At 63.9% G+C, this 18740-nt stretch carries 18 protein-coding genes; 3 read left to right on the top strand and 15 right to left on the bottom strand.

Annotated features, from left to right (window positions below; genetic code table 11):
- Window positions 1-14: 14 nt before the first annotated feature.
- Window positions 15-635: a TetR/AcrR family transcriptional regulator gene (locus IC762_RS28275; RefSeq protein ID WP_195785450.1), complete on the bottom strand. Its 621-nt coding sequence runs from the start codon at window positions 633-635 to the stop codon at window positions 15-17.
- 84 nt (window positions 636-719) lie between these two features.
- On the opposite strand from IC762_RS28275, the gene IC762_RS28270 reads away from it, so the two are divergent.
- On the top strand, window positions 720-2264 hold the full coding sequence (locus IC762_RS28270) for a 4-hydroxyphenylacetate 3-hydroxylase family protein (protein WP_195785449.1): 1545 nt from the start codon (window positions 720-722) through the stop codon (window positions 2262-2264).
- 92 nt (window positions 2265-2356) lie between these two features.
- Here IC762_RS28270 and mdlC read toward each other — a convergent pair whose 3' ends face one another.
- From mdlC to IC762_RS28230, 8 genes are all read right to left on the bottom strand, one after another.
- Window positions 2357-3982 carry a benzoylformate decarboxylase gene (gene mdlC / locus IC762_RS28265; protein ID WP_195785448.1) on the bottom strand — a complete coding sequence of 542 codons (1626 nt, stop codon included), beginning with the start codon at window positions 3980-3982 and terminating at the stop codon, window positions 2357-2359.
- A 137-nt stretch (window positions 3983-4119) separates the two neighbouring features.
- Window positions 4120-4317, bottom strand: coding sequence for a hypothetical protein (locus IC762_RS28260; RefSeq protein WP_195785447.1), 198 nt, complete (start codon window positions 4315-4317; stop codon window positions 4120-4122).
- A gap of 96 nt (window positions 4318-4413) precedes the next feature.
- A complete protein-coding gene (gene blaBJP, locus IC762_RS28255; RefSeq protein WP_195785446.1) occupies window positions 4414-5301 on the bottom strand; it encodes a BJP family subclass B3 metallo-beta-lactamase in 888 nt (295 codons plus the stop codon).
- 108 nt (window positions 5302-5409) lie between these two features.
- Window positions 5410-5793 carry a tautomerase family protein gene (locus IC762_RS28250; RefSeq protein ID WP_195785445.1) on the bottom strand — a complete coding sequence of 128 codons (384 nt, stop codon included), beginning with the start codon at window positions 5791-5793 and terminating at the stop codon, window positions 5410-5412.
- Window positions 5794-5819: 26 nt separating this feature from the next.
- Window positions 5820-6872, bottom strand: coding sequence for a histidinol-phosphate transaminase (gene hisC / locus IC762_RS28245; protein ID WP_195785444.1), 1053 nt, complete (start codon window positions 6870-6872; stop codon window positions 5820-5822).
- Between the two features lie 82 nt (window positions 6873-6954).
- Window positions 6955-7809, bottom strand: coding sequence for an FAS1-like dehydratase domain-containing protein (locus tag IC762_RS28240; RefSeq protein WP_195785443.1), 855 nt, complete (start codon window positions 7807-7809; stop codon window positions 6955-6957).
- A 27-nt stretch (window positions 7810-7836) separates the two neighbouring features.
- Window positions 7837-8937, bottom strand: coding sequence for a CaiB/BaiF CoA transferase family protein (locus IC762_RS28235; protein WP_195785442.1), 1101 nt, complete (start codon window positions 8935-8937; stop codon window positions 7837-7839).
- Between the two features lie 9 nt (window positions 8938-8946).
- On the bottom strand, window positions 8947-10116 hold the full coding sequence (locus tag IC762_RS28230) for an acyl-CoA dehydrogenase family protein (protein ID WP_195785441.1): 1170 nt from the start codon (window positions 10114-10116) through the stop codon (window positions 8947-8949).
- A gap of 122 nt (window positions 10117-10238) precedes the next feature.
- Between IC762_RS28230 and IC762_RS28225 the strand changes: the two genes are divergently transcribed.
- A complete protein-coding gene (locus IC762_RS28225; RefSeq protein WP_195785440.1) occupies window positions 10239-11162 on the top strand; it encodes a LysR family transcriptional regulator in 924 nt (307 codons plus the stop codon).
- Window positions 11163-11280: 118 nt separating this feature from the next.
- Here the strand turns inward: IC762_RS28225 and IC762_RS28220 are convergent, their stop codons facing one another.
- From IC762_RS28220 to IC762_RS28200, 5 genes are all read right to left on the bottom strand, one after another.
- Window positions 11281-11874: a thiamine pyrophosphate-dependent enzyme gene (locus IC762_RS28220; protein ID WP_195785439.1), complete on the bottom strand. Its 594-nt coding sequence runs from the start codon at window positions 11872-11874 to the stop codon at window positions 11281-11283.
- Complete coding sequence (locus IC762_RS28215; RefSeq protein WP_195790321.1) at window positions 11874-12434, bottom strand: thiamine pyrophosphate-binding protein; 561 nt, start codon at window positions 12432-12434, stop codon at window positions 11874-11876. Before IC762_RS28215 ends, IC762_RS28220 begins: the two co-directional genes overlap by 1 nt.
- 126 nt (window positions 12435-12560) lie before the next feature.
- The gene (locus tag IC762_RS28210; RefSeq protein ID WP_195785438.1) at window positions 12561-14783 is read right to left on the bottom strand and encodes a hypothetical protein; all 2223 of its coding nucleotides are present in this window, start codon (window positions 14781-14783) and stop codon (window positions 12561-12563) included.
- Between the two features lie 412 nt (window positions 14784-15195).
- A complete protein-coding gene (locus IC762_RS28205; RefSeq protein ID WP_195785437.1) occupies window positions 15196-16524 on the bottom strand; it encodes a hypothetical protein in 1329 nt (442 codons plus the stop codon).
- A complete protein-coding gene (locus IC762_RS28200; RefSeq protein ID WP_195785436.1) occupies window positions 16517-16816 on the bottom strand; it encodes a hypothetical protein in 300 nt (99 codons plus the stop codon). The genes IC762_RS28205 and IC762_RS28200 overlap by 8 nt, the downstream gene beginning before the upstream one ends.
- A 179-nt stretch (window positions 16817-16995) precedes the next feature.
- On the opposite strand from IC762_RS28200, the gene IC762_RS28195 reads away from it, so the two are divergent.
- Complete coding sequence (locus IC762_RS28195; protein ID WP_195785435.1) at window positions 16996-17388, top strand: hypothetical protein; 393 nt, start codon at window positions 16996-16998, stop codon at window positions 17386-17388.
- A 2-nt stretch (window positions 17389-17390) separates the two neighbouring features.
- On the opposite strand, the gene IC762_RS28190 is transcribed toward IC762_RS28195, so the two are convergent.
- Entirely contained in the window at window positions 17391-18665 is a 1275-nt protein-coding gene (locus tag IC762_RS28190) for a cytochrome P450 (RefSeq protein WP_195785434.1), read from the bottom strand.
- Window positions 18666-18740: the final 75 nt, after the last annotated feature.

Raw genomic sequence — 18740 nt, 5'->3', positions numbered from 1 at the left:
ACGTGGGCGCGGGCTCACGCCTTGCCGAGTTGCGCGATCTTCTCGCGCAGATAGGCGTCCATCAATTCGGGTGCTGACGCGCCGAACATCCTGATGCGGCCGGTGTGCAGCAACAGCAGGAGGCCGGTGGCGTGCGCGAAGCAGTCCACCATCACGGTGTTGGCCTTTGCCCTGGACGCACCGAGCGCCTCCGCGGCTTCCGCGATCGGATGCAGCGCCGCCTCCAACGCAGTGTTCAGCGCGTGGTCGCGGTCATGGCCGAGCCCGGCCGGCTTCATGCCGCCGCGAAACAGATAGAATCCGAGGTCGAGGTCGCGCGGGTTGTCCGCGTAGTAGCGGAAGAACGCCATGCCGGCGGCGTGCAGTCTTTGCCTGGCGCCGCGCGTCGTCGCGACCGCCGCGCCGACGGCTTCGCCGAGCGAGGCCAGCGATTGCCGCAGCACCTCGGCATAGATCGCTTCCTTGGAATCGAAGTGGAAGTACAGCGCCGCCGGCGTGTAGCCGGCGCGGGTCGCGATCGCCCGCAGGCTGGCGCCCTCGAGACCTTCTTCCGCGAACACGCTGCGCGCGGCGTCGAGGATCAGCTCCCGCTTGTGGCGGCTGACCGCCTCTTTCCGGCTCTCGCGCATCTGCATCGGCGGGCAATCCCGTCTTGACTCGATTTGAACACTGTTAGATAATTTAACAGTGTTAGAAAAAATGAGCAAGGGAGTATCGCCATGCTGATGACGGCTGCGGACTACCGGGAATCCCTGCGCCGCTACAAGCCGCGGGTGTTCGTCAACGGTGAGGCGATCGCGAGCGTCGCCGACGAGCCCTTGCTGGCGCCCGGCGTCGCCGGCGTCGGCGTCACCTACGACTTCGCCCACCGGGCCGAGCATGTGCCGATCATGACGGCGCGGCAGGGCACCTCGGGCAAGACCGTCAACCGCATGCTCCACATCAACGAGAGCTCGCAGGACCTGCTCTACAAGCTCGAGGCGGTGCGGCTGGTGTGCAGGACGTCGGGCTGCGCCCAGCGCTATCTCACCCATGATGCGCTCAACGGCCTCTATCAGGCGACGAGGCTCACCGACGACCGCCACGGTACCGACTACCGCCAGCGCTTCCTCAACTACATGCATGAGGTGCAGGACCAGGATCTCACGCTCGGCGTCGCCATGACCGACGCCAAGGGCGACCGCTCGAAGCGGCCGGGCCTGCAGGCCAATCCCGACGTCTACGTCCACATCAGGGAGCGCCGCGCGGACGGCATCGTGATCCGCGGCACCAAGGCGATCGTCACCGGAGCGCCCTACATGCACGAATTCCTGGTGATGCCGTGCCGCACCCACGCACCCGACGACAAGGATTTTGCGGTGTGCAGCGCCGTGCCGGTCGATGCGCCCGGCGTCACCATCATCGCGCGACCCGCCGGCCGGCCCGGCGAGGCCGCGGCGAAATTCTCGGCGAAATACGGCCAGTCGGTCGGCGTCGTCGTGTTCGATGACGTGTTCGTGCCGCACGATCGCATCTTCCTGGCGGGCGAAACCGAGGAGGGCGGTTTCCTCACCACCTCCTATGCCACGCATCATCGGCATTCCTGCATCGGCGCCCGCGCCGGCTTCGGCGATCTCCTGATCGGTGCCGGCGCGCTGATGATCGAGGCCAACGGGCTGGATGCCGAGAAGCACGCACATATTCGCGAGGCGATGGTCGAGCTGATCACCATCACCGAGAGTTTTTACGCCTGCGGCGTCGCATCTTCGGTGTACTGCACCAGGGATCCCGCCGGCTCGGTGATGCCGGATGCGGTGTTCTCGAACATCGGCAAGCTGCTGCTGGCAACCAAGATCTACGACATGCACCGCGTCGCGCATTACGTGTCGGGCGGTTTGATCGTCGCGCTGCCGGGGCCGGACGAGGATCACAATCCGGAAACGCGCGCCTCGCTCGCCGCGGTCATGGGCGGCCGTCCCGACATTCCGGCGGAGCAGCGCGCCGAGGTGGCGCGGCTGATCGAGGACCTCACCGTGTCGCATGAGGCCGGCTGGTATTCCGTGATCTCGCTGCATGGCGGCGGCTCGCCGGAGGCGATGAAGCGCGAGATCTGGCGCAACTATCCCGTGATGGAAAAAGCCGAGCTGGTCGAGAATCTGCTTGGCCGCGGCCTCGCCGACGAGGGCCGCCGCGTCTCAAAGCAGCCCGGCCGCTGCTGCGCGACCGGCTGTGAAGTGCCGGAGCCGTTTGCACCGACGCTGCAGCATCAAGACGCGCTCTCGTAGCTCGTAGGATGGGTGGAGCGAAGCGATACCCATCGTCCTAACCGCGGGTACAAATTGATGGGTATCGCTGCGCTCCACCCATCCTGCGCGCCTCAGCCGTTCTTCGCGTAGAGCAGCGGCACCGCCGAATCCACCATCACCTCGATCAGGCTCGTGCCCTGGTGCGACAGGCCGCGCTGGTAGGCCTTCGCGAGTTCGGCCGATGTCGTCACCCGCGTGGCGTCGCAGCCCATGCCTTCGGCGATCCTGACGAAATCGATACCGGGCAGATCGAGGCCCGGCACGTTGCGGACCTGCATCACCTGGCTGAATGAGCGCATCGCGCCATAGCCGGAATTGTTGAGCACGACGACCGTCAGCGGCAGCTTGCGCTGGGCTGCGGTCCACAGCGCCTGGATCGAATACATCGCGGATCCGTCGCCAATCAGGCAGACCGTGCGTCCCTCGCGCCGGCCGAGCGCCATGCCGACCGCGGCCGGCAGGCTGTAGCCGAGGCCGCCGCTCGCCATGGTGTAGAAACTGTCCTGGCCGCGCATCGGCATGAACTTCTGCATCGCCGGCCGGTGGGACGGCGCTTCCTCCACCAGCACATCCTGCGGCCCCATCATGGCCGAGAGCGTGTGCAGGACGTATTCGACCGGAATCGGATCGGCCGCGATGGGCGCCGGCGGCAGCGTGCGGCCGGCAGGAGCCGCGCGCGCGGTCTCCGGCAGCATGTCGAGCAGAACAGCCAGCGCCGGCTTCATGGTCGCGACGATGCTATGGCCCGCGGGCGTCACCGCGGCCGCGTCCGGATCGTCGGTGATCTGGAAGATCGCATTCGCGCCATCGAAGATCGCGGCATGGCCTTCGACATGGAAGGTGAACACCGGCGCACCGATCACGAGGACCAGATCATGCGCGCGCAGCGCATCCGACAATTGGCCGGGCGAGGCATGCAGGAAGCCGGCGAATTGCGGATGGCGTTCCGGAAACGAGCAACGCGCCGAGAATGGGCTGACCCAGACGGAGGCCTTGGTCTTCTCGGCGACCTTGACCATGAGGTCGACGGCCGCGGCACGATCGACGCCCGGGCCGACGACGAGCGCGGGGTGCTTGCTGTCGGCAAGCGCGGCGACCAGCGCCTGCATTGCTGATGGATCGGGCCCGAGCTCGCGGCTGACCTGGCGCGCGTTGATCGGCTGGGTCGCATGGGTCCAGTCGTCGATCGGCACCGAGACGAAGGTCGGTCCGCAGGGCGGCTGCATCGCGACGTAATAGGCCCGCGCGATCGCGGCTGGCACGTCTTCGGCGCGCGCCGGCTCGACGCTGTATTTCACATAGGGACGTGGAAATTCGGACGCGCGCTCGGCGTACAGGAACGCCTGCAGCGGCAGGATCGAGCGCGCCTGCTGCCCGGCCGTGATCACCAGCGGCGTCTGGTTGCGATGCGCGGTGTAGATATTGCCGAGCGCGTTGCCGACGCCGGCGCCCGAATGCAAATTGACGAAACCGGCGTTGCGGGTCGCCTGCGCATAGCCGTCGGCCATGCCGACCACCGAGGCCTCCTGCAGGCCGAGCACGTAGTCGATGTCGTCGGGCCAATCGCTCAGGAACGGTAGTTCGGTCGAGCCGGGATTGCCGAACACCTTTTTGACGCCGAACGCGCGCAACAGTCCGAAAGTGGCGTCCTTGACGGTGACGGTCTTGTTCGTTGCGGCGGGCTTGCGGGATGACATTGGGCGCGGCTCCCCATGGCCTGTGAGTTGGCAGCTGGCGTCTTGGCTTCCGCGATTTGCAGGAGAGCGAACGCGGAAAAGCGATCCACCTGTCGATGGATTGCCGCGCAATGTCAAGCAGGGGCGGAGGATGGATGTCAGGCTTCGTTGAGGCCTGCGCCGCGATCCGACAACACCTTCTGCGCCTTGGGCGTCAGCTCGTAGAGGTCGCCGTCCTTGGCGACATATCCTTCCCGGATGAGCCGGTCGACCTCGCCATGCATGTCGTCGGCGAAGGCGATGGATTGCGCGATATCGCAGAGCACCGCGACCTGTTCATCCCCTGAGCATGGCATCCTCCCGTTTGGCGGGGAACGCATGAGCATGCAATGCGTTCCAGCGCCGGCCGCAACGGGCTGCGAGCGGCACGGCGGCAGCGCGGAACCGGCGCGCTAGTTCGGCTTGTCCAGCGCCGCGGTCTGCTTGGCGAGCTGCTTGTCGAAATCCGCTTCGAGCGCCGACACATAGGTCGCGTTCTCGCCGGGCTTGACGAACGGATTTTCCGCGGCGTCCTTCATCGCCGCACGCTTCTCCTGCATGCCATAGACTTCCGGATGCGGCCCGAGCAGCACGTCGACCTTCATCGCCTTCACCTTGGCGAAGGTCGACCGGTAGTCGTCGACGATGCCGGGATAGGTCGGATGGCCGACCAGCCGGTTCAGCGCCACCGTTCCCGAGCAGAAGAACAGCACCTTGCGGTCCTGATCGCTGTCGCTCACGGTCATTTCCCAGCTGGTGCAGCCGGGCGAATGACCCGGCGTCGCGTGCGCCGTCAGCGTCGCCTCGCCGAGCGTCACGGTGTCGCCTTCCTTGACGGTGCGGTCGACCTTGACCGGTGGGAAGCCGAGATCGGCGTTCTTCTCGTCACCGGGATAGTAGCCGCCTTCGAGCAGCGCCTTGTCACGCTCGCCCGCGATCAGCTGCGCGCCCGTCTCCTGCTTGATCTGGGCAAAGCCGCCGGTGTGATCGAGATGCGCATGGGTGTTGAGGATGATCTTGATGTCCGAGACCTTGAAGCCGAGTTTGGCGATATTGTCCTTGATCATGCCGGTCGACTGCTGCATCGCAGTGTCCATCAGGATCAGGCCCTGCGACGTCTTGATGATGTAGACCGCGATCCCGTCGGTGCCGACATAATAGATGTTGCCGACCAGTTGGAACGGCTCGAACGGCGCGGTCCACTTCTTCATGACGGTGGCCATGAAGTCCTTCAACGTCTGCGCTTGTGCGCCGGTCGTGATCAGCGCGAGCGCGCACAGCGCGGCTGCGAGCGTCCTCATTGGTCGTCTCCCTGCTGGTTGTCGTTGCCGGACCGCCTGCACTATGCGTGTTGTCGGGATCGATCGCAAGCTGCGCCATCGCCGGCGCGGCTTGCAATCAGCGCAGGATCACGTCGCGTATTGGGCGATGCCGTGGCCGAACGACCAGTTTTCCTTGGCGACCTCGACCAGGTTGATGACGATGTCGTCCGGCCGTCCCTGCAGCTCGCTCTGGAAGTCGTCCACGATCCGCCTGTAGAACGCCTTTTTCATCTCGACGGTGCGGCCGGCGTTCAGCGTGATCTGGATGAAGACGACATCGTTGCTGTAATCATTGCCCATGTAGCTGTCGGCATGGTTGAGATCGCCGTGATCGTGCTCGGTGATGACCTGGAATTTGTCGTTCAGCGGCACGTTGATCAGGTCGATCATCGCCTTGTAGACGATCTCGCCCAATGTCTTGCGGTATTCGGCGGACTTGCCGCGCCTCAGGTCGATGCGAACGAACGGCATGGTGGGGCTCCTTGGTGACGGCGTGATCAGAGCAGCTCGCGCAGCAGCGCGATCAACTGGCTGCACTCGTCTTCGGTCCCGACCGTGATGCGGAGAAAATCCGCGATCCGCGGCTTCTGGAAATGCCGCACCAGCACGCCGCGCTCGCGCAGTCCCGCGGCGAGATCGGCGCCGCGGTGGCCCGGATGGCGGGCGAACACGAAGTTCGCCTGTGACGGCAGCACGTCGAAGCCGAGTGCGGTCAGGCTCTCGGTCAGCTTCTCGCGGCTCGCGATGATGCGCCCCCGCGTCTCGGTAAACCATGCGTCGTCGGCGATGGCCGCGGCGGCGCCCGCCTGTGCGAGGCCGTCGAGCGGATAGGAGTTGAAGCTGTCCTTGACCCGCTCCAGTGCATCGATCAGCGGCCGCTGGCCGATGGCGAAGCCGACGCGCAGGCCCGCCAGCGCGCGCGACTTGGAGAGGGTCTGGATCACGAGCAGATTGTCGTGGCGCTTGACCAGCGACGCGGCGCTCTCGGCGCCGAAATCGACATAGGCCTCGTCGACGATGACGAGCCGATCGGGATGTTCGGCAATGAGCGCGGCGATCGCGGCGCGCGGCAGCGCGACGCCGGTCGGCGCGTTCGGATTGCACAGCAGAATAGCGCTGCCGGGCCGCCGGTAGTCGGCGGGCTGGATCTGCATCGCATCGTCGAGCGGCACCACCTCGTGATGGACGCCGTAGAGGCGGCAATAGACCGGATAGAAGCTGTAGGTGATGTCCGGAAACAGCAGCGGCGCATCGTGCTTCAGCAGCGCCTGGAAAGTGTGGGCGAGCACCTCGTCCGAGCCGTTGCCGACAAACACCTCGTCGGGCGCCACGCCGGTGCGGGCCGCGATCGCTTCGCGCAGCGCGGTCGCGTGCGGGTCAGGGTAGAGGCGCAGCCGCTCGGTCGCGGAAGCGATCGCGGCCAGCGCGCGCGGTGACGGCGGGTAGGGATTTTCGTTGGTGTTGAGCTTGATCAGCCCATCGCGCTTCGGCTGCTCGCCGGGCACATAGGGCGACAAAGTGTGGACGAGGGGACTCCAGAAACGACTCATGATCTGCGACCTGACGGATTGATCGCGGCACAGTAGGGGATACGACGCTTTCGCGAAAGCTGTTGTTGCGTCGGCGCTTGGCCTACCAGCTCGCAGTGCCCTTCATGGTCGGCTGCCCCTCGGCATTCGCGGTCCACAGCTCCAAGCCGCCGTCTTTGTCGTTGGCATTGACCGAGAATTCGCTGCCTTCGAACAGCGGTTGCACGCCTCGATAGGCGAATGTCTTCGGCGCCTTGCCGCCCTTGAGCTTGGCAGCGAATTCGACGATCAGGGCGGCCTGCAGCGGGCCATGGAAGATCAGCCCCGGGTATCCCTCGACCTTGGTGACGTAGTCGCGGTCGTAATGGATGCGGTGGCCGTTGAAGGTCAGCGCCGAGTAACGAAACAGCAGCACCGGGTCCGAGACATGGCTCTCGCGGTGTTGCGCGGCCGGCGGAGGCGGCGGCGCCTTGGCGGGCGCGGCGCCTTGCGTGCTCGTCATCTCGCGATAGACGATGTCCTGCCGCTCACGGATCGCGATGCCGCGCGAGGTCGTCACCTCGTGGTTGACCGAGACGAAGCACAGCGTGCCGGTCGAGCCCGATTTCACCGTGACATCCGATATGCGCGAGACGCGCTTGGCCTCGTCACCGATCCGCAAGCTATCGACGAATTCCAGCTCGCCGCCGGCCCACATCCGGCGCGGCAGCGGCACCGGCGGCAGGAAGCCGCCGCGAGTCGGGTGGCCATCGGGGCCGAGCTGCGACATCGGAAACACCGGCTGCGCCAGGCACCAATGCGTGGTCCACGGCGCGGCGTCGCCCGCCTTCGGCTCGCCGATCTCCTGGAACAACGTCGCACGCAGGCCCATCACCAGATATTTGGTGACGATGTCGGAGGCTTCCGTGGTCTTGCCGATCCACTGGCGGAGATGATCGAGGTCGAGTTTGTCGCTCATGCGTCTTGCTCCGTGCAGGAGATGTTCTTAAGAGCGTTTGCTGCGCTCGCCGATCGCAGGCACCTTGCCGTAATGCCTGTCTTCACCGACGACGATCGCGGCCGGCGCCGGATAGCTGACCCTGCCGTTCGGCGTGTCGACCTCGATGCGGCGCAGATGCGGGTGCCTGGCGAGGTCTTCCATGCTGTTGACCTCGGCAAAGGCGATATCGGCCGCGGCAAGTTTTGTCAGCAATTCCTCGCGCGTCAGTCGGCCGAAGGCGTCGCCGACGATCTGGTCGGTCAGCGCGCGGTTATGCACCCGCGCCACCATGGTGGCAAAGCGCGGGTCATCGGGCAGTGCGGGCTGATCGAGCACCTTGGCGCACAGCGTCTTCCATTCGCGCTCGCTCTGGATCGAGATCAGAATCTCCTTGCCGTCCTTGGAGCGGAACACGCCGTAGGGCGCGATCGAGGGGTGGGCGAGGCCGATGCGCTTTGGCGGCTTGCCGTCCTCGGCGTTGAGCAGCGGCACCGTGAGCCAGTCGGCCATCACGTCGAACATCGAGATCCGGATGTCGGCGCCATCCCCGGTGCGGCCGCGCCCGATAAGCGCTTCCAGGATCGCGGCATGCGCGGTGGCGCCGGTCGCGACGTCGACGATCGACATGCCGACACGCGAGGCGCCTTCCGGTCCGCCCGTGATCGAGGCCAGCCCGCTCTCGGCCTGGATCAGCAGATCATAGGCCTTGCGATCGGCGTAGGGGCCGGTGTCGCCATAGCCTGTGATGGTGCACATGATCAGCTTCGGATAGTCCTTGCGCAGCCGCTCGCGCGAGAAGCCGAGCCTGTCCATCGAGCCCGGCTTGAGATTCTGCAACAGCACGTCGGCGCCCGCGATCAGCTCTTCGAGCTGCGCGCGGCCTTCCTTGGTGGCGAGATCGACCACAGCGGAATCCTTGCCGCGGTTGAGCCACACGAAATAGCTGCTCTGACCCTTCGCCGCGGCATCGTAGCCGCGGGCGAAATCGCCTTCGGGCCGCTCGATCTTGATGACACGGGCGCCGGCGTCGGCCAGGCGCGACGAGCAGAACGGCGCGGCGACCGCCTGTTCGACGGCGATGACGGTCAATCCCTCAAGCGGCAACATGGTGCAAACTCAGTAGGAGCGGGGCATGCCGAGCACGTGCTCGGCGACGAACGACAGGATCAGGTTGGTCGAGATCGGCGCCACCTGGTAGAGCCTTGTCTCACGGAACTTGCGCTCGACGTCATACTCCTCGGCGAAGCCGAAACCGCCATGGGTCTGCACGCAGGCATTGGCCGCTTCCCAGGAGGCGTCCGCCGCCAGCATCTTGGCCATGTTGGCCTCGGCGCCGCAATCGAGCCCGGCTTCGTATTTGCGCGTCGCTTCCTTGACCATCAGCTCGGCCGCGCGCATCGACGCGTAAGCCTTGGCGATCGGAAACTGGATGCCTTGATTCTGGCCGATCGGCCGGCCGAACACGCTGCGCTCCTTGGCGTAGTTGGTCGCCTTCGCGATGAACCATTTGGCATCGCCGACGCATTCGGCGGCGATCAGGATCCGCTCGGCATTCATGCCGGAGAGGATATAGCGGAAGCCCTTGCCTTCCTCGCCGATCAGGTTTTCTGCGGGCACCTTCATGTCGGTGAAGAACACTTCGGTCGTGGCGTGGTTCATCATCGTGCGGATCGGGCGGATCTCCAGACCCTTGCCCTTGACCTCGCGCATGTCGACGATGAACACCGACAGCCCGTCGGTGCGCTTTTTCGCCTCGTCCTTTGGCGTGGTGCGCGCCAACAGGATCATCAGGTCGGAATATTCGGCACGGCTGGTCCAGATCTTCTGGCCGTTGACGACGTAATGATCGCCATCGCGCCGCGCAAAGGTCTTCAGCGACGACGTATCGGTGCCGCTGGTCGGCTCGGTGACGCCGAACGCCTGCAGCCGCAACTCGCCGGTCGCGACCTTCGGCAGGTATTTGGCCTTCTGCGCGTCGTTGCCGTGCCGCAGCACGGTGCCCATCGTGTACATCTGGGCGTGGCAGCCGCCGCCATTGCAGCCGGCGCGCTGGATCTCTTCCAGGATCGCCGCCGCCGCCGACAGCTTCAGGCCCGCGCCGCCATACTCTTCCGGGATCAGCACCGAGAGGTAGCCGGCCTCCGTCAGCGCATCGACGAACTCCTTCGGATAGGCCATCTGGCGATCGAGCTTGCGCCAGTATTCACCGGGAAACTGCGCGCAGAGTTTTGCGACGGCGCCGCGGATGTCGGTGTGGTCGTCGATGGGGGTGTCGTGTGCGGTCATTGGTTCTTCTTATCGCGTGGTTGCGCGGATGCCGGGTGCTGCGCCCGCTGTTGTGGGGCCCCGGTAAACTCCCTATGCTGTTTTGTTATAGCGTATGAACCTGCCTTCCAGGATTGGCAAGTATGGATTTCCGCCAGCTCAGGACCTTTGCGTGCGTCGCAGAACTCGGCAGCCTGAGCAAGGCCTCCGATACGCTGCGGGTCGCGCAGCCGGCGCTGAGCCGGCAGATCAAGCTGCTGGAACACGAGCTGCGCACTGAGCTGTTCACGCGCAACGGCCGCGGCATGGTGCTGACCGATGCCGGCCGCCTGCTGCTGGCGCGCACCAGCGGCATCGTGCGGCAGATCGACCAGATCCGCGACGACATCCAGTCCGCCGGCGGCGCGCCGTCCGGTCGGGTGGTGCTGGGACTGATTCCGACGGTGAGCTGCGTGCTGTCGGCGCGGCTGGCGCGGCGCACGGTGGAACGCTATCCCGGCATCGCGCTCTGCATCGTCGAGAGCTACAGTGGCCACCTGATCGAATGGTTGCACCGCGGCGAGATGGACCTTGCGGTGATCTACGGCCCCTCGGTCGACCTGCATCTGGCGGTGCAGAGCCTCGGCCGCGACTCGATCGTCGCGGTCGGCCCGCGCGGCAGCGGATTGAAGCAGAAGAAGCAGGTCGATATCGGCTGGCTGTTGCGCCAGCGCCTGGTGCTGCCGAGCCATTCGCACGGGCTCCGCGCGCTGATCGAGCATGCGGCCGCGAAGAAGAAGATCGCCGTCGACGTCAAGCTCGAGGCGGATTCGTTCCGCGTGCTGACCAGCCTGGTCGAGGAGGGGCTCGGCTATACGCTGCTGCCGCCGTCCTCGGTGCGCGGCGAGGTGGCGGAGGGCCGGCTCGAGACCGCACCGATCGCGCGGCCCGCACCACGGCGCGAACTGGCGCTGGCTGCGCCGGTCGAGCATCCCGGCTCGAATGCGATCACGCTGATCGCAAAGCTGTTGCGCGACGAGGTCGCCGCGTTGCGCGCCGAGGGGCTCTGGGACATCCAGCTCGCCTGAGCGGGCCCCGTCATTGCGAGCGAAGCGAAGCAATCCATCGAGCGGCATACGCGGAAGCATGGATTGCTTCGTCGCTAGCGCTCCTCGCAATGACAGGATTGCATGCATTCACTGGCCCTCATCTCACCACGAAGCCGAGATGTTCGCGGAAGCGGTTCTTCAGGTATGCGCCGTCGCGCGGCGGCAACGCGCGCTCGACCTCGCCGGTCGCGATCCTGATCCTTGCCAGTCGTGGGCCACTGTTGAGATCGCGAAGGCCGGTGCGGAAGGCTTCAATGCCCGCCATGTCGGCGATATCGCTCACCGAAGCAATGCCCGCGCCGCGCGCGATCACCTCGAGCTTCGCGCCGAGCCCGGAATGGCTGAGCTGCATCCCGGTCTCGCCGAAATGGCCGTTGTCGAGCACCGCGATCGACAGATTGCCGGGCTGCTTGGTCGCGATCGTCAGCAGGCTGCCGATCCCCATCAGCTGCTCGCCGTCGCCGGTGATGACGAGCACCGGCCGCTTCGGCTGCGCCAGCGCCAGCCCGAGCCCGATCATCGCCGCGCCACCCATCGCGCCCCAGAGATAGAAATTGCCGGCATGATCGCCGGCGTCGAACAGATCATAGGTCGAGGAGCCGAGCCCGGACACCACGAGGAGATCGCCGCGGTCGGCGAGCAGGGTCTTCACCGTGGCGCGGCGATCGAGCGTACCTGTTGGGGCTGACATCAGTGCGTCTCCTTGGTCCACTTCTTGCGGCCGATCATCTTTTGCGAGATCAGCACCGCGACCTGCTGGTCGCCGTCATAAGCGAGCGAGGCCGCCGCCGAGATCACCTCCTCGGCGTCGTCGGGGTCGTCGAGCCGCAGCACCGTGGCGCCCATGATCTCGAACGCCTGCGGCGTCGCCCTGCCCATCGGGATCTGCCAGGGATTGAACTCCGCCCATTCGCCGCGCATCGTCACCAGCGTCAGCAGCGGGAAGCGGCAGCTCGCCATCAGCGACAGCATGTTGACGCAATTGCCGACGCCGCTCGATTGCATCAGCAGCACTGCGCGATCGCCACCGAGCCAGGCGCCGGCGGACAACGCCACGCCTTCCTCCTCGGTGGTCAGCACCGTGGTCTTGATCGCGGCATCAGCATGCGACAGCTTGATCAGCCTGGAATGTCCGGCATCGGGCACGTAAGACACCTGCGCCACGCCGAACTGCTTCAGCGTGCGGTAGATCGCAACCGGCCAGTCGGTGCTGGTCGCGCTGTCTTGGTGAACGGCAATCTGGTCCATCATGGCCTCGGGATGGGGACGCATTGGCGCGTCGTCATGCCGAAGGTTTACCGCGCGTTGGGGTATTATTCCCTTCGCATCTGGCGCGCGCAGCTATGCCGGAATTTTATAGGAGCGCGTTCGCGGTCATCAGGAAATCCAGGATGGCTGCTCCGAAATGTTCCATTGCTGGAAGACCTCTGCGTAAGGAATATTCCAGGTCGTGAACAGAAGCGCGTCGAGATCCTGACCGAGCGGCTTGCTCTGGTCGCTCTTTGACGCGTATTGCAGCAACGCGCCCTGGTATTCGTTGCCCTGCGTGTCCCAGAATGTGTGCGCAGGACTCACATAGACCGGCTTCCCCTTGAACGTATTCCACTTTGCACCGCCAGGTTCGTTGATGATGGTGTAATCCATCGCGGTCACGAGCGGCACGAAGGCCGGCAACAACGACAGCACGCAGTCGTTGTAATAGGCCTGGAACGAGCTGGGCGGCTGGCTCGAGCCCGGCTCGAACTGCGGCGGCGTCGCCGTCCAGGTCCCGTTTCTGTAGAGCGAGCCGACCGCGGCCAGCATCCCGCCGTCCTTGGCGTTGGCTTGGGCGTAGGACTGGATCGTATTCAGGGTCTCGGTGAAGTTCTGGCCCAGGACGCCGTCCACCTCGCCGAGCTTGGCGCTGATGAAGTACATGGGATCGCTGACGTTGATAGTGTAGTTGGTGGCGCGCGATCCGAAGAACGAGCACAGCATGCCGACGATGGCCGCGCCTGCCGAGAACAGGCCGAGCGTCGCCGCGTCCGCGGCCGCGCTGACCGCGATAAACCCGCCGATGCAGGTGAGAATGGAGGCGCCGCTGCCTGCGCCGAGGGCCGCGATGTTCAGCGCGTTCACCGTGCCGGCGGTGGTGTCGATCAGGGTTGCCGTGGTCGGAATCGCAAGGCTGTTGGCGACGTAGCCGACCGCCATCGAATTGATCTGGTTCTGGATGCTGACGACCTGCGACATCGAATCCCAGAACGACGACGTCGAGACGAGATCACCCAGCTCGTTGAGGACGTCGTTTTGAACGCTGGTCCACGCCGCGGTATCCGAAAACGTCGAGGGAGCCGTCATCGTCGACAGGGCGGCGTAGTACTGGCTGGCCTGCGACGACGAGATCTGGCCATACAGCGCCCTGATGTCGTTTGCATTCGAGTCGGCCTTGATCAGGTCTTGGCTGATCTGGGTGTAGGCGCTGAGCGTATCGCCGGTGTACGCATTGAAGGGAACGGCGGGCTGATCGAACACGCCGATGGCAACGCGCGTCATCTGCCACGCCGTGGCTGGGGCAAACTGATTGAAGACGTAAGTGCTCGCATTCGGCGTCGTCAGCAGCACGACGTCGGTGGCAGACAGCGGAAACGCGTCCATGATGGATTGCGTCGTTCCGGCTGCGTAGAGCGATGGATCGGCGCCCGCAAATGGATCGACCCATGCGGGCGTACGTCCGTTGACCGGATAGCTCGGGACCAGCATGGCGACTTGCGACTTCGGCTGCTTGAGATCGCTCTGGCTCAGATCGGGAACGATATTCCATATCGCGCCGTCGGGAGTCGTCTTGAGGCCGCCGGGACTAAACCCCGACTGGATCGTGACGGCATTCGCCGGGCTGCCTGCCGGAAACTCGACGAGGTCGTAGCTGCCGCCATTCGCGACCGCCGCAAGCACGTAGCAGGTCGGCGGCGCCGCGCCGTCGGAAATGACCGCCTGCACAATTCCGGTCGAGCCGATCTGCTGCAACGATGTGGTCGTGCCGGCGAGCATGTCGGCGAAGGCAACTTGCCAAAGCGAATTGTCTCCCTTGGTGAACCAGATGGTGTCGCCGATGGACCAAACGCCCTGCGGCCCCGAGCCGGCGCTTGGCTCGTATGTTTCCATCATTGGCGGAATGAATTTGTAGGTCTGCGTCAGGCAACTCCAATACAGGCCGTTGCCCAGGTCGGTCGATGCGGAGCAAACGAAATAATGTTGGTCGCTCGTCGGGTCGATGACGTAGGTCCAGCCCGTAAACTCGGTGATTGAGCCGCCGGCGCCAGTGAGGACGAATCCTCCCTGGAGGGAATCCGGGTGCCCGGGTGTGTGCACCGGAGTGAGCGTGAAGTCGTAACGTATCCCCGCCCCGTCGACGATGAGGCAGAAATACTGCTGTCCCGTGGTCGGATCGGGAACGGAGACGGCGCTGAACTGCGCGCAGCCGGCGTCCCAGGAATGTCCAGCCGGCATCGACACCGATATCGCCGTGGTTTTCAGGATGCGGGTCGCGGTGGCATAGGTAAAGGGGGCTCCTTGCGAGTACACGTCGAGTGCGCTCGCGGTGGCACGTGGAGACGTCATCGGTGGCTTCCTTTTTGGGAGTCGGCGCCCGGACAGCAGGCGTCTTGCCCGTCACCCGCATTGCCAAAGACGATCAAGCTCGGCTTGACTCTACCACTCACCCGCTGGCTGTCATAGCCTCTGCTGGCAACCAGTGCCTCGAGGAACGGTGCCGCCTTTTTGGGCGCAGGGTCTCCGACGCGAATCCGCGTCAGGACGCCGGGCTTGTCCAGGATGGCGCGCGAAGCGCCCGGCCAAGTTCGAGCAATCGGCTAATCGACCATCCAGCAAAGCAACCGAATCGCCGGCGACGATGCACAAATCGGGTTGATTCCCTGCACTCATCGCATCCAATGCGTTGCAAGGAAGCTCGGCCTTGAGCACATCGCTATTGGACTGCCCTCCGCGGCTCTGCCCGGTGCTCGTGAACGATCTAGCACCGCAGGAACTCGATTCCCGCGCCGGGCTCGTGGATTGGCACATCCATCCCGACGAACCGTTCGTCCGATGCCTTGCGATAGCCCTCATGCGCGACTTCAGTGACCTGCCGCAGCAAGTCCCAGGAAACGATGCCTTGATAGACAGTGAAAAACCTGCGTTCGACGAGGTTGCAGGGATCGTTGACCAGCTTCTCGTATGCGTCGATGAATTCGGGAATTTCCTTGGTAAAATTGGAGATCACAAATCGATCGAAGCAAAACTGACGAAAGTCATTCCGAAAGCTCCATTCCGTGAGCGTGGCATTTTCGGCCAATAGGTCCGTTGCGGTCGGCAAGGAAAAGTCGAATCCATTTCTCGCCTGCCGCACCAGGTTCTCGATGTTGGCCGTCAGGCTGTATAAATAGCCGCCGAGCCGGATCGCCGTGCGTGCCTTGAACATCTCTTTCATGATCAGTTCGGGGTCGCGATGATAGAGGTTGATGAACAAGGGGCGCCATTCGCCCTTCGCTTCCTCTCCGGATATCGTCCTTCCCTCCAGGTTGGCGGCAAGCTGCAATACCGCAAAGGATACCAGGGCTTCGGTCGCCACGGCATCCACGGCGAGCTCTTCGACGAAATTTCCGTTGCGCTCGACCTCCTTCTTGAACGCCGCAATCAACCTACGTGTCTTTTCAGGCGCGTTGTGCTTCTCGCGATCGAAGCCCTCCATGCCGCCGAAGATCACGTTGCCGTCGACATAAGTCAGACACATGGGAAATTGATCGAGCAGGTCACGGAAGAAGCCCGTTGACCGAGCAAGGTCTTCATTTCTGATATATCGCAGATGACCGATCTCGTGCGCGAGCACGAACAAGCGGAACAATCTGGACAGGTCCATGCCTGCAATGGACATCGTGGTCTGCGGCTCATCGGGCAATTGCTGAACAAGAGCCATTCTTGCGATTTCGACGCCTGTTCCCAGCGCCGGCTCCCGTTCAAAGAATCGAAGCGACAAAAGAGCAAGCACGGCTGCGATCAAGCTTTTGGCGGCGTTGAGCGATGGTTGTGGCTCCTTCGCCAGAGTGCCCATGATTTCGAGGAAGCAATCGTTGAACACGCGGATCAGAATTCGATCCCAGATGATGCACAGATTGCTCGGCGTCTTGACTGACGAAATTTGACCTTGCGCCGAGGCAAGCACGGCCAGCAGCGCGCCTTTCGGTGCGTGCGCGCGGAACAACGAGATTTCCTTCGGATCTGGCAGGAAAAACTCGTTGTCCCGTATGACGCAGCGCCGCCTGAGCTTGTGCATCAGGAGGTCATCGCGGTCGGCGTCAGCCATTTTTAAGCTGCTTCAGCAAATAGTCTTTCAACTGCGACATCAAGACCTTGACCGGTCCCTTGCTCTTACCATCATCGATCTCGACCTTGAGATACATGTCCGGCGGATGCTTCATTCTCTCGAGATGAGTTAGCACGCGATCGATCAGGAACGGTGTGATCATGAATGACAGCGTCACCAAGGTCGCGCCGTCGAACGGCTTCTCCTCGGTCACCGCGATCTCCGGGCTGGCGGTCAAGTCGTCGTCAACCGTATCGAGGCGCTTATCGTATTCGATAAAGGCTTTCGGCATTGACGTCCTCCATATGGATGCAATCCCGGTGTCGGGATGATTATTGGAGTTTGCTGAGCGATTTCGCAACTTAAGGATGTTACGATAGCTCGTCATCACCCACTCGGGTGATCCAGCGTTTGGAACAATGCGTCCCGCGGTCGATTGTCAGACGTCCTCAATCACGCGAGGCATTTTGGATGCCGAATTTCTGCGAGCGATCGTTTGCCGCCTGTGGTTTTCCGTTGCTGTTTCTATTGAGCGCCTGCGGCGACCAGCAGCTTAGCTGCGACTCGATCGACACCCGGAATGCCGTGCTGCAGACCGTCGAAGCCGACCATCACAACCCACTGGTCAACTACGCGGCTAGGGAATCGACCGCAAAGCCGAATCCCGATAATGACAAGCCGCTTTATCTCCTCACGGAGCGAATGGTTACGACCTCGACCAGCGCGGACAAGCGGACGCTACAGTGCAGCGGCGGCATTTCGGTGAGCATCGGCAACACCAAGGCGTCAAAGCAGATCGATTTCACGGTTCAGCGCGCGTCGGACGGTAAGGTGTCCGTGTCGGTTGTCCCGTTCCAGTTCTGAGCTTACCCCGGAATCCGCACCGGCAAATTCTCGATCCCCCGCACGAAGCTGGAATAGACCCGCTTCGGCTCGCCGACCACCTCGATGCGGTCGAAGCGCTTCAGCATCTCCTGCCAGACGATCTTGAGCTGCAGTTCGGCGAGCCGCATGCCGACGCAGCGGTGGATGCCGAAGCCGAAGGAGAGATGGATGCGCGGGCGGGGGCGGTCGATGATGAACTCGTCGGGGCGGTCGATCACCTCGTCGTCACGGTTGCCGGAGACGTACCACATCACGACGCGGTCGCCCTTCTTGATCTTTTTGCCGCCGATCTCGGTATCGACCAGCGCGGTGCGCCGCATATGGGCGAGCGGGGTCTGCCAGCGGATCACTTCGGGCACCATGGTGTCGATCAGGTCTGGGTTCGCTTTCAGCTTCGCGAACTGCTCGGGATGCTCATGCAGCGCCAGCACCGAGCCGCTCATGGTGTTGCGGGTGGTGTCGTTGCCGCCGACGATGAGCAGGATGATGTTGCCCATCAGATTGTCGGGGTCCATGTGTCGCGTGGCGTCCGAGTGCGCCATCATCGACAAGAGGTCGTTCTTCGGCGGGGCGTTGACGCGCTCGTTCCACAGCTTCGAGAAATACCCATAGCACTCGTCCATCTCCCGGCGGCGCTGTTCCGGCGATTCCACGATGCCGCTTTTGGGCAGCGCGGTCGAGACGTCGGACCAGCGCGTCAGCTTGCGCCGCTCTTCCCAGGGGAAATCGAACAGCGTCGCCAGCATCTGGGTGGTCAGCTCGATCGAGACGCGCTCGACGAAATTGAAGGTCTCGTTGCGCGGTAGATTGTCGAGCACGCTCTGCGAACGCTGCCGGATCAGTTTCGCCAACTCGTCGAGATGATCAGGCGTGAACATCGGCGACACGGTCTTGCGCTGATGGGCGTGCTTCGGCTGGTCCATCGCGATGAAGCTCGGCCAGTCATAGCCGGGCGGCACGTCGCGGATCGAGATGCCGCCCAGCGTGGAATCCGAGGAGAAGATGCCGTGGCTGGTGTCGACATGCATGATGTCGTTGTATTTCACGACCGACCAATAAGGCTCGATCGGCGCATTGGTGCAGTAATGCACCGGCTCTTCCTTGCGCAGCCGCTCGAAGAACGGCCACAGCGTGTCGTTCTGGAACAGGCGCGGCGCGCCGGGATGAAAATCCGCAAGCGGCGTCGCATAGGCTTCCTCGCGCGCCTGACGCAGCAGCTCGGCCCGGTCGGCACGGACGGCGGTCTGGACGTTCATCGTTTCTTGCTCCAGCGAATGTTCTGACTTGCACCTTTCCCGCTTGCGGGGGAGGTCGCACCCGCAAGCGGGAGA

The sequence above is a fragment of the Bradyrhizobium genosp. L genome, assembly GCF_015624485.1.
GTDB lineage: Bacteria > Pseudomonadota > Alphaproteobacteria > Rhizobiales > Xanthobacteraceae > Bradyrhizobium.
This window is presented reverse-complemented; position numbering and strand designations above follow the sequence as displayed.

Bases quoted from the DNA above. Each gene is read 5' to 3' on its own strand.
- mdlC (WP_195785448.1), bottom strand. From the start codon at position 3,982: ATGTCATCCCGCAAGCCCGCCGCAACGAACAAGACCGTCACCGTCAAG.
- IC762_RS28235 (WP_195785442.1), bottom strand. From the start codon at position 8,937: ATGTTGCCGCTTGAGGGATTGACCGTCATCGCCGTCGAACAGGCGGTC.
- IC762_RS28240 (WP_195785443.1), bottom strand. From the start codon at position 7,809: ATGAGCGACAAACTCGACCTCGATCATCTCCGCCAGTGGATCGGCAAG.
- IC762_RS28275 (WP_195785450.1), bottom strand. From the start codon at position 635: ATGCAGATGCGCGAGAGCCGGAAAGAGGCGGTCAGCCGCCACAAGCGG.
- IC762_RS28195 (WP_195785435.1), top strand. From the start codon at position 16,996: ATGCCGAATTTCTGCGAGCGATCGTTTGCCGCCTGTGGTTTTCCGTTG.
- IC762_RS28250 (WP_195785445.1), bottom strand. From the start codon at position 5,793: ATGCCGTTCGTTCGCATCGACCTGAGGCGCGGCAAGTCCGCCGAATAC.
- IC762_RS28270 (WP_195785449.1), top strand. From the start codon at position 720: ATGCTGATGACGGCTGCGGACTACCGGGAATCCCTGCGCCGCTACAAG.
- hisC (WP_195785444.1), bottom strand. From the start codon at position 6,872: ATGAGTCGTTTCTGGAGTCCCCTCGTCCACACTTTGTCGCCCTATGTG.
- blaBJP (WP_195785446.1), bottom strand. From the start codon at position 5,301: ATGAGGACGCTCGCAGCCGCGCTGTGCGCGCTCGCGCTGATCACGACC.
- IC762_RS28205 (WP_195785437.1), bottom strand. From the start codon at position 16,524: ATGGCTGACGCCGACCGCGATGACCTCCTGATGCACAAGCTCAGGCGG.
- IC762_RS28260 (WP_195785447.1), bottom strand. From the start codon at position 4,317: ATGCCATGCTCAGGGGATGAACAGGTCGCGGTGCTCTGCGATATCGCG.
- IC762_RS28230 (WP_195785441.1), bottom strand. From the start codon at position 10,116: ATGACCGCACACGACACCCCCATCGACGACCACACCGACATCCGCGGC.
- IC762_RS28200 (WP_195785436.1), bottom strand. From the start codon at position 16,816: ATGCCGAAAGCCTTTATCGAATACGATAAGCGCCTCGATACGGTTGAC.
- IC762_RS28190 (WP_195785434.1), bottom strand. From the start codon at position 18,665: ATGAACGTCCAGACCGCCGTCCGTGCCGACCGGGCCGAGCTGCTGCGT.
- IC762_RS28215 (WP_195790321.1), bottom strand. From the start codon at position 12,434: ATGATGGACCAGATTGCCGTTCACCAAGACAGCGCGACCAGCACCGAC.
- IC762_RS28225 (WP_195785440.1), top strand. From the start codon at position 10,239: ATGGATTTCCGCCAGCTCAGGACCTTTGCGTGCGTCGCAGAACTCGGC.
- IC762_RS28210 (WP_195785438.1), bottom strand. From the start codon at position 14,783: ATGACGTCTCCACGTGCCACCGCGAGCGCACTCGACGTGTACTCGCAA.
- IC762_RS28220 (WP_195785439.1), bottom strand. From the start codon at position 11,874: ATGTCAGCCCCAACAGGTACGCTCGATCGCCGCGCCACGGTGAAGACC.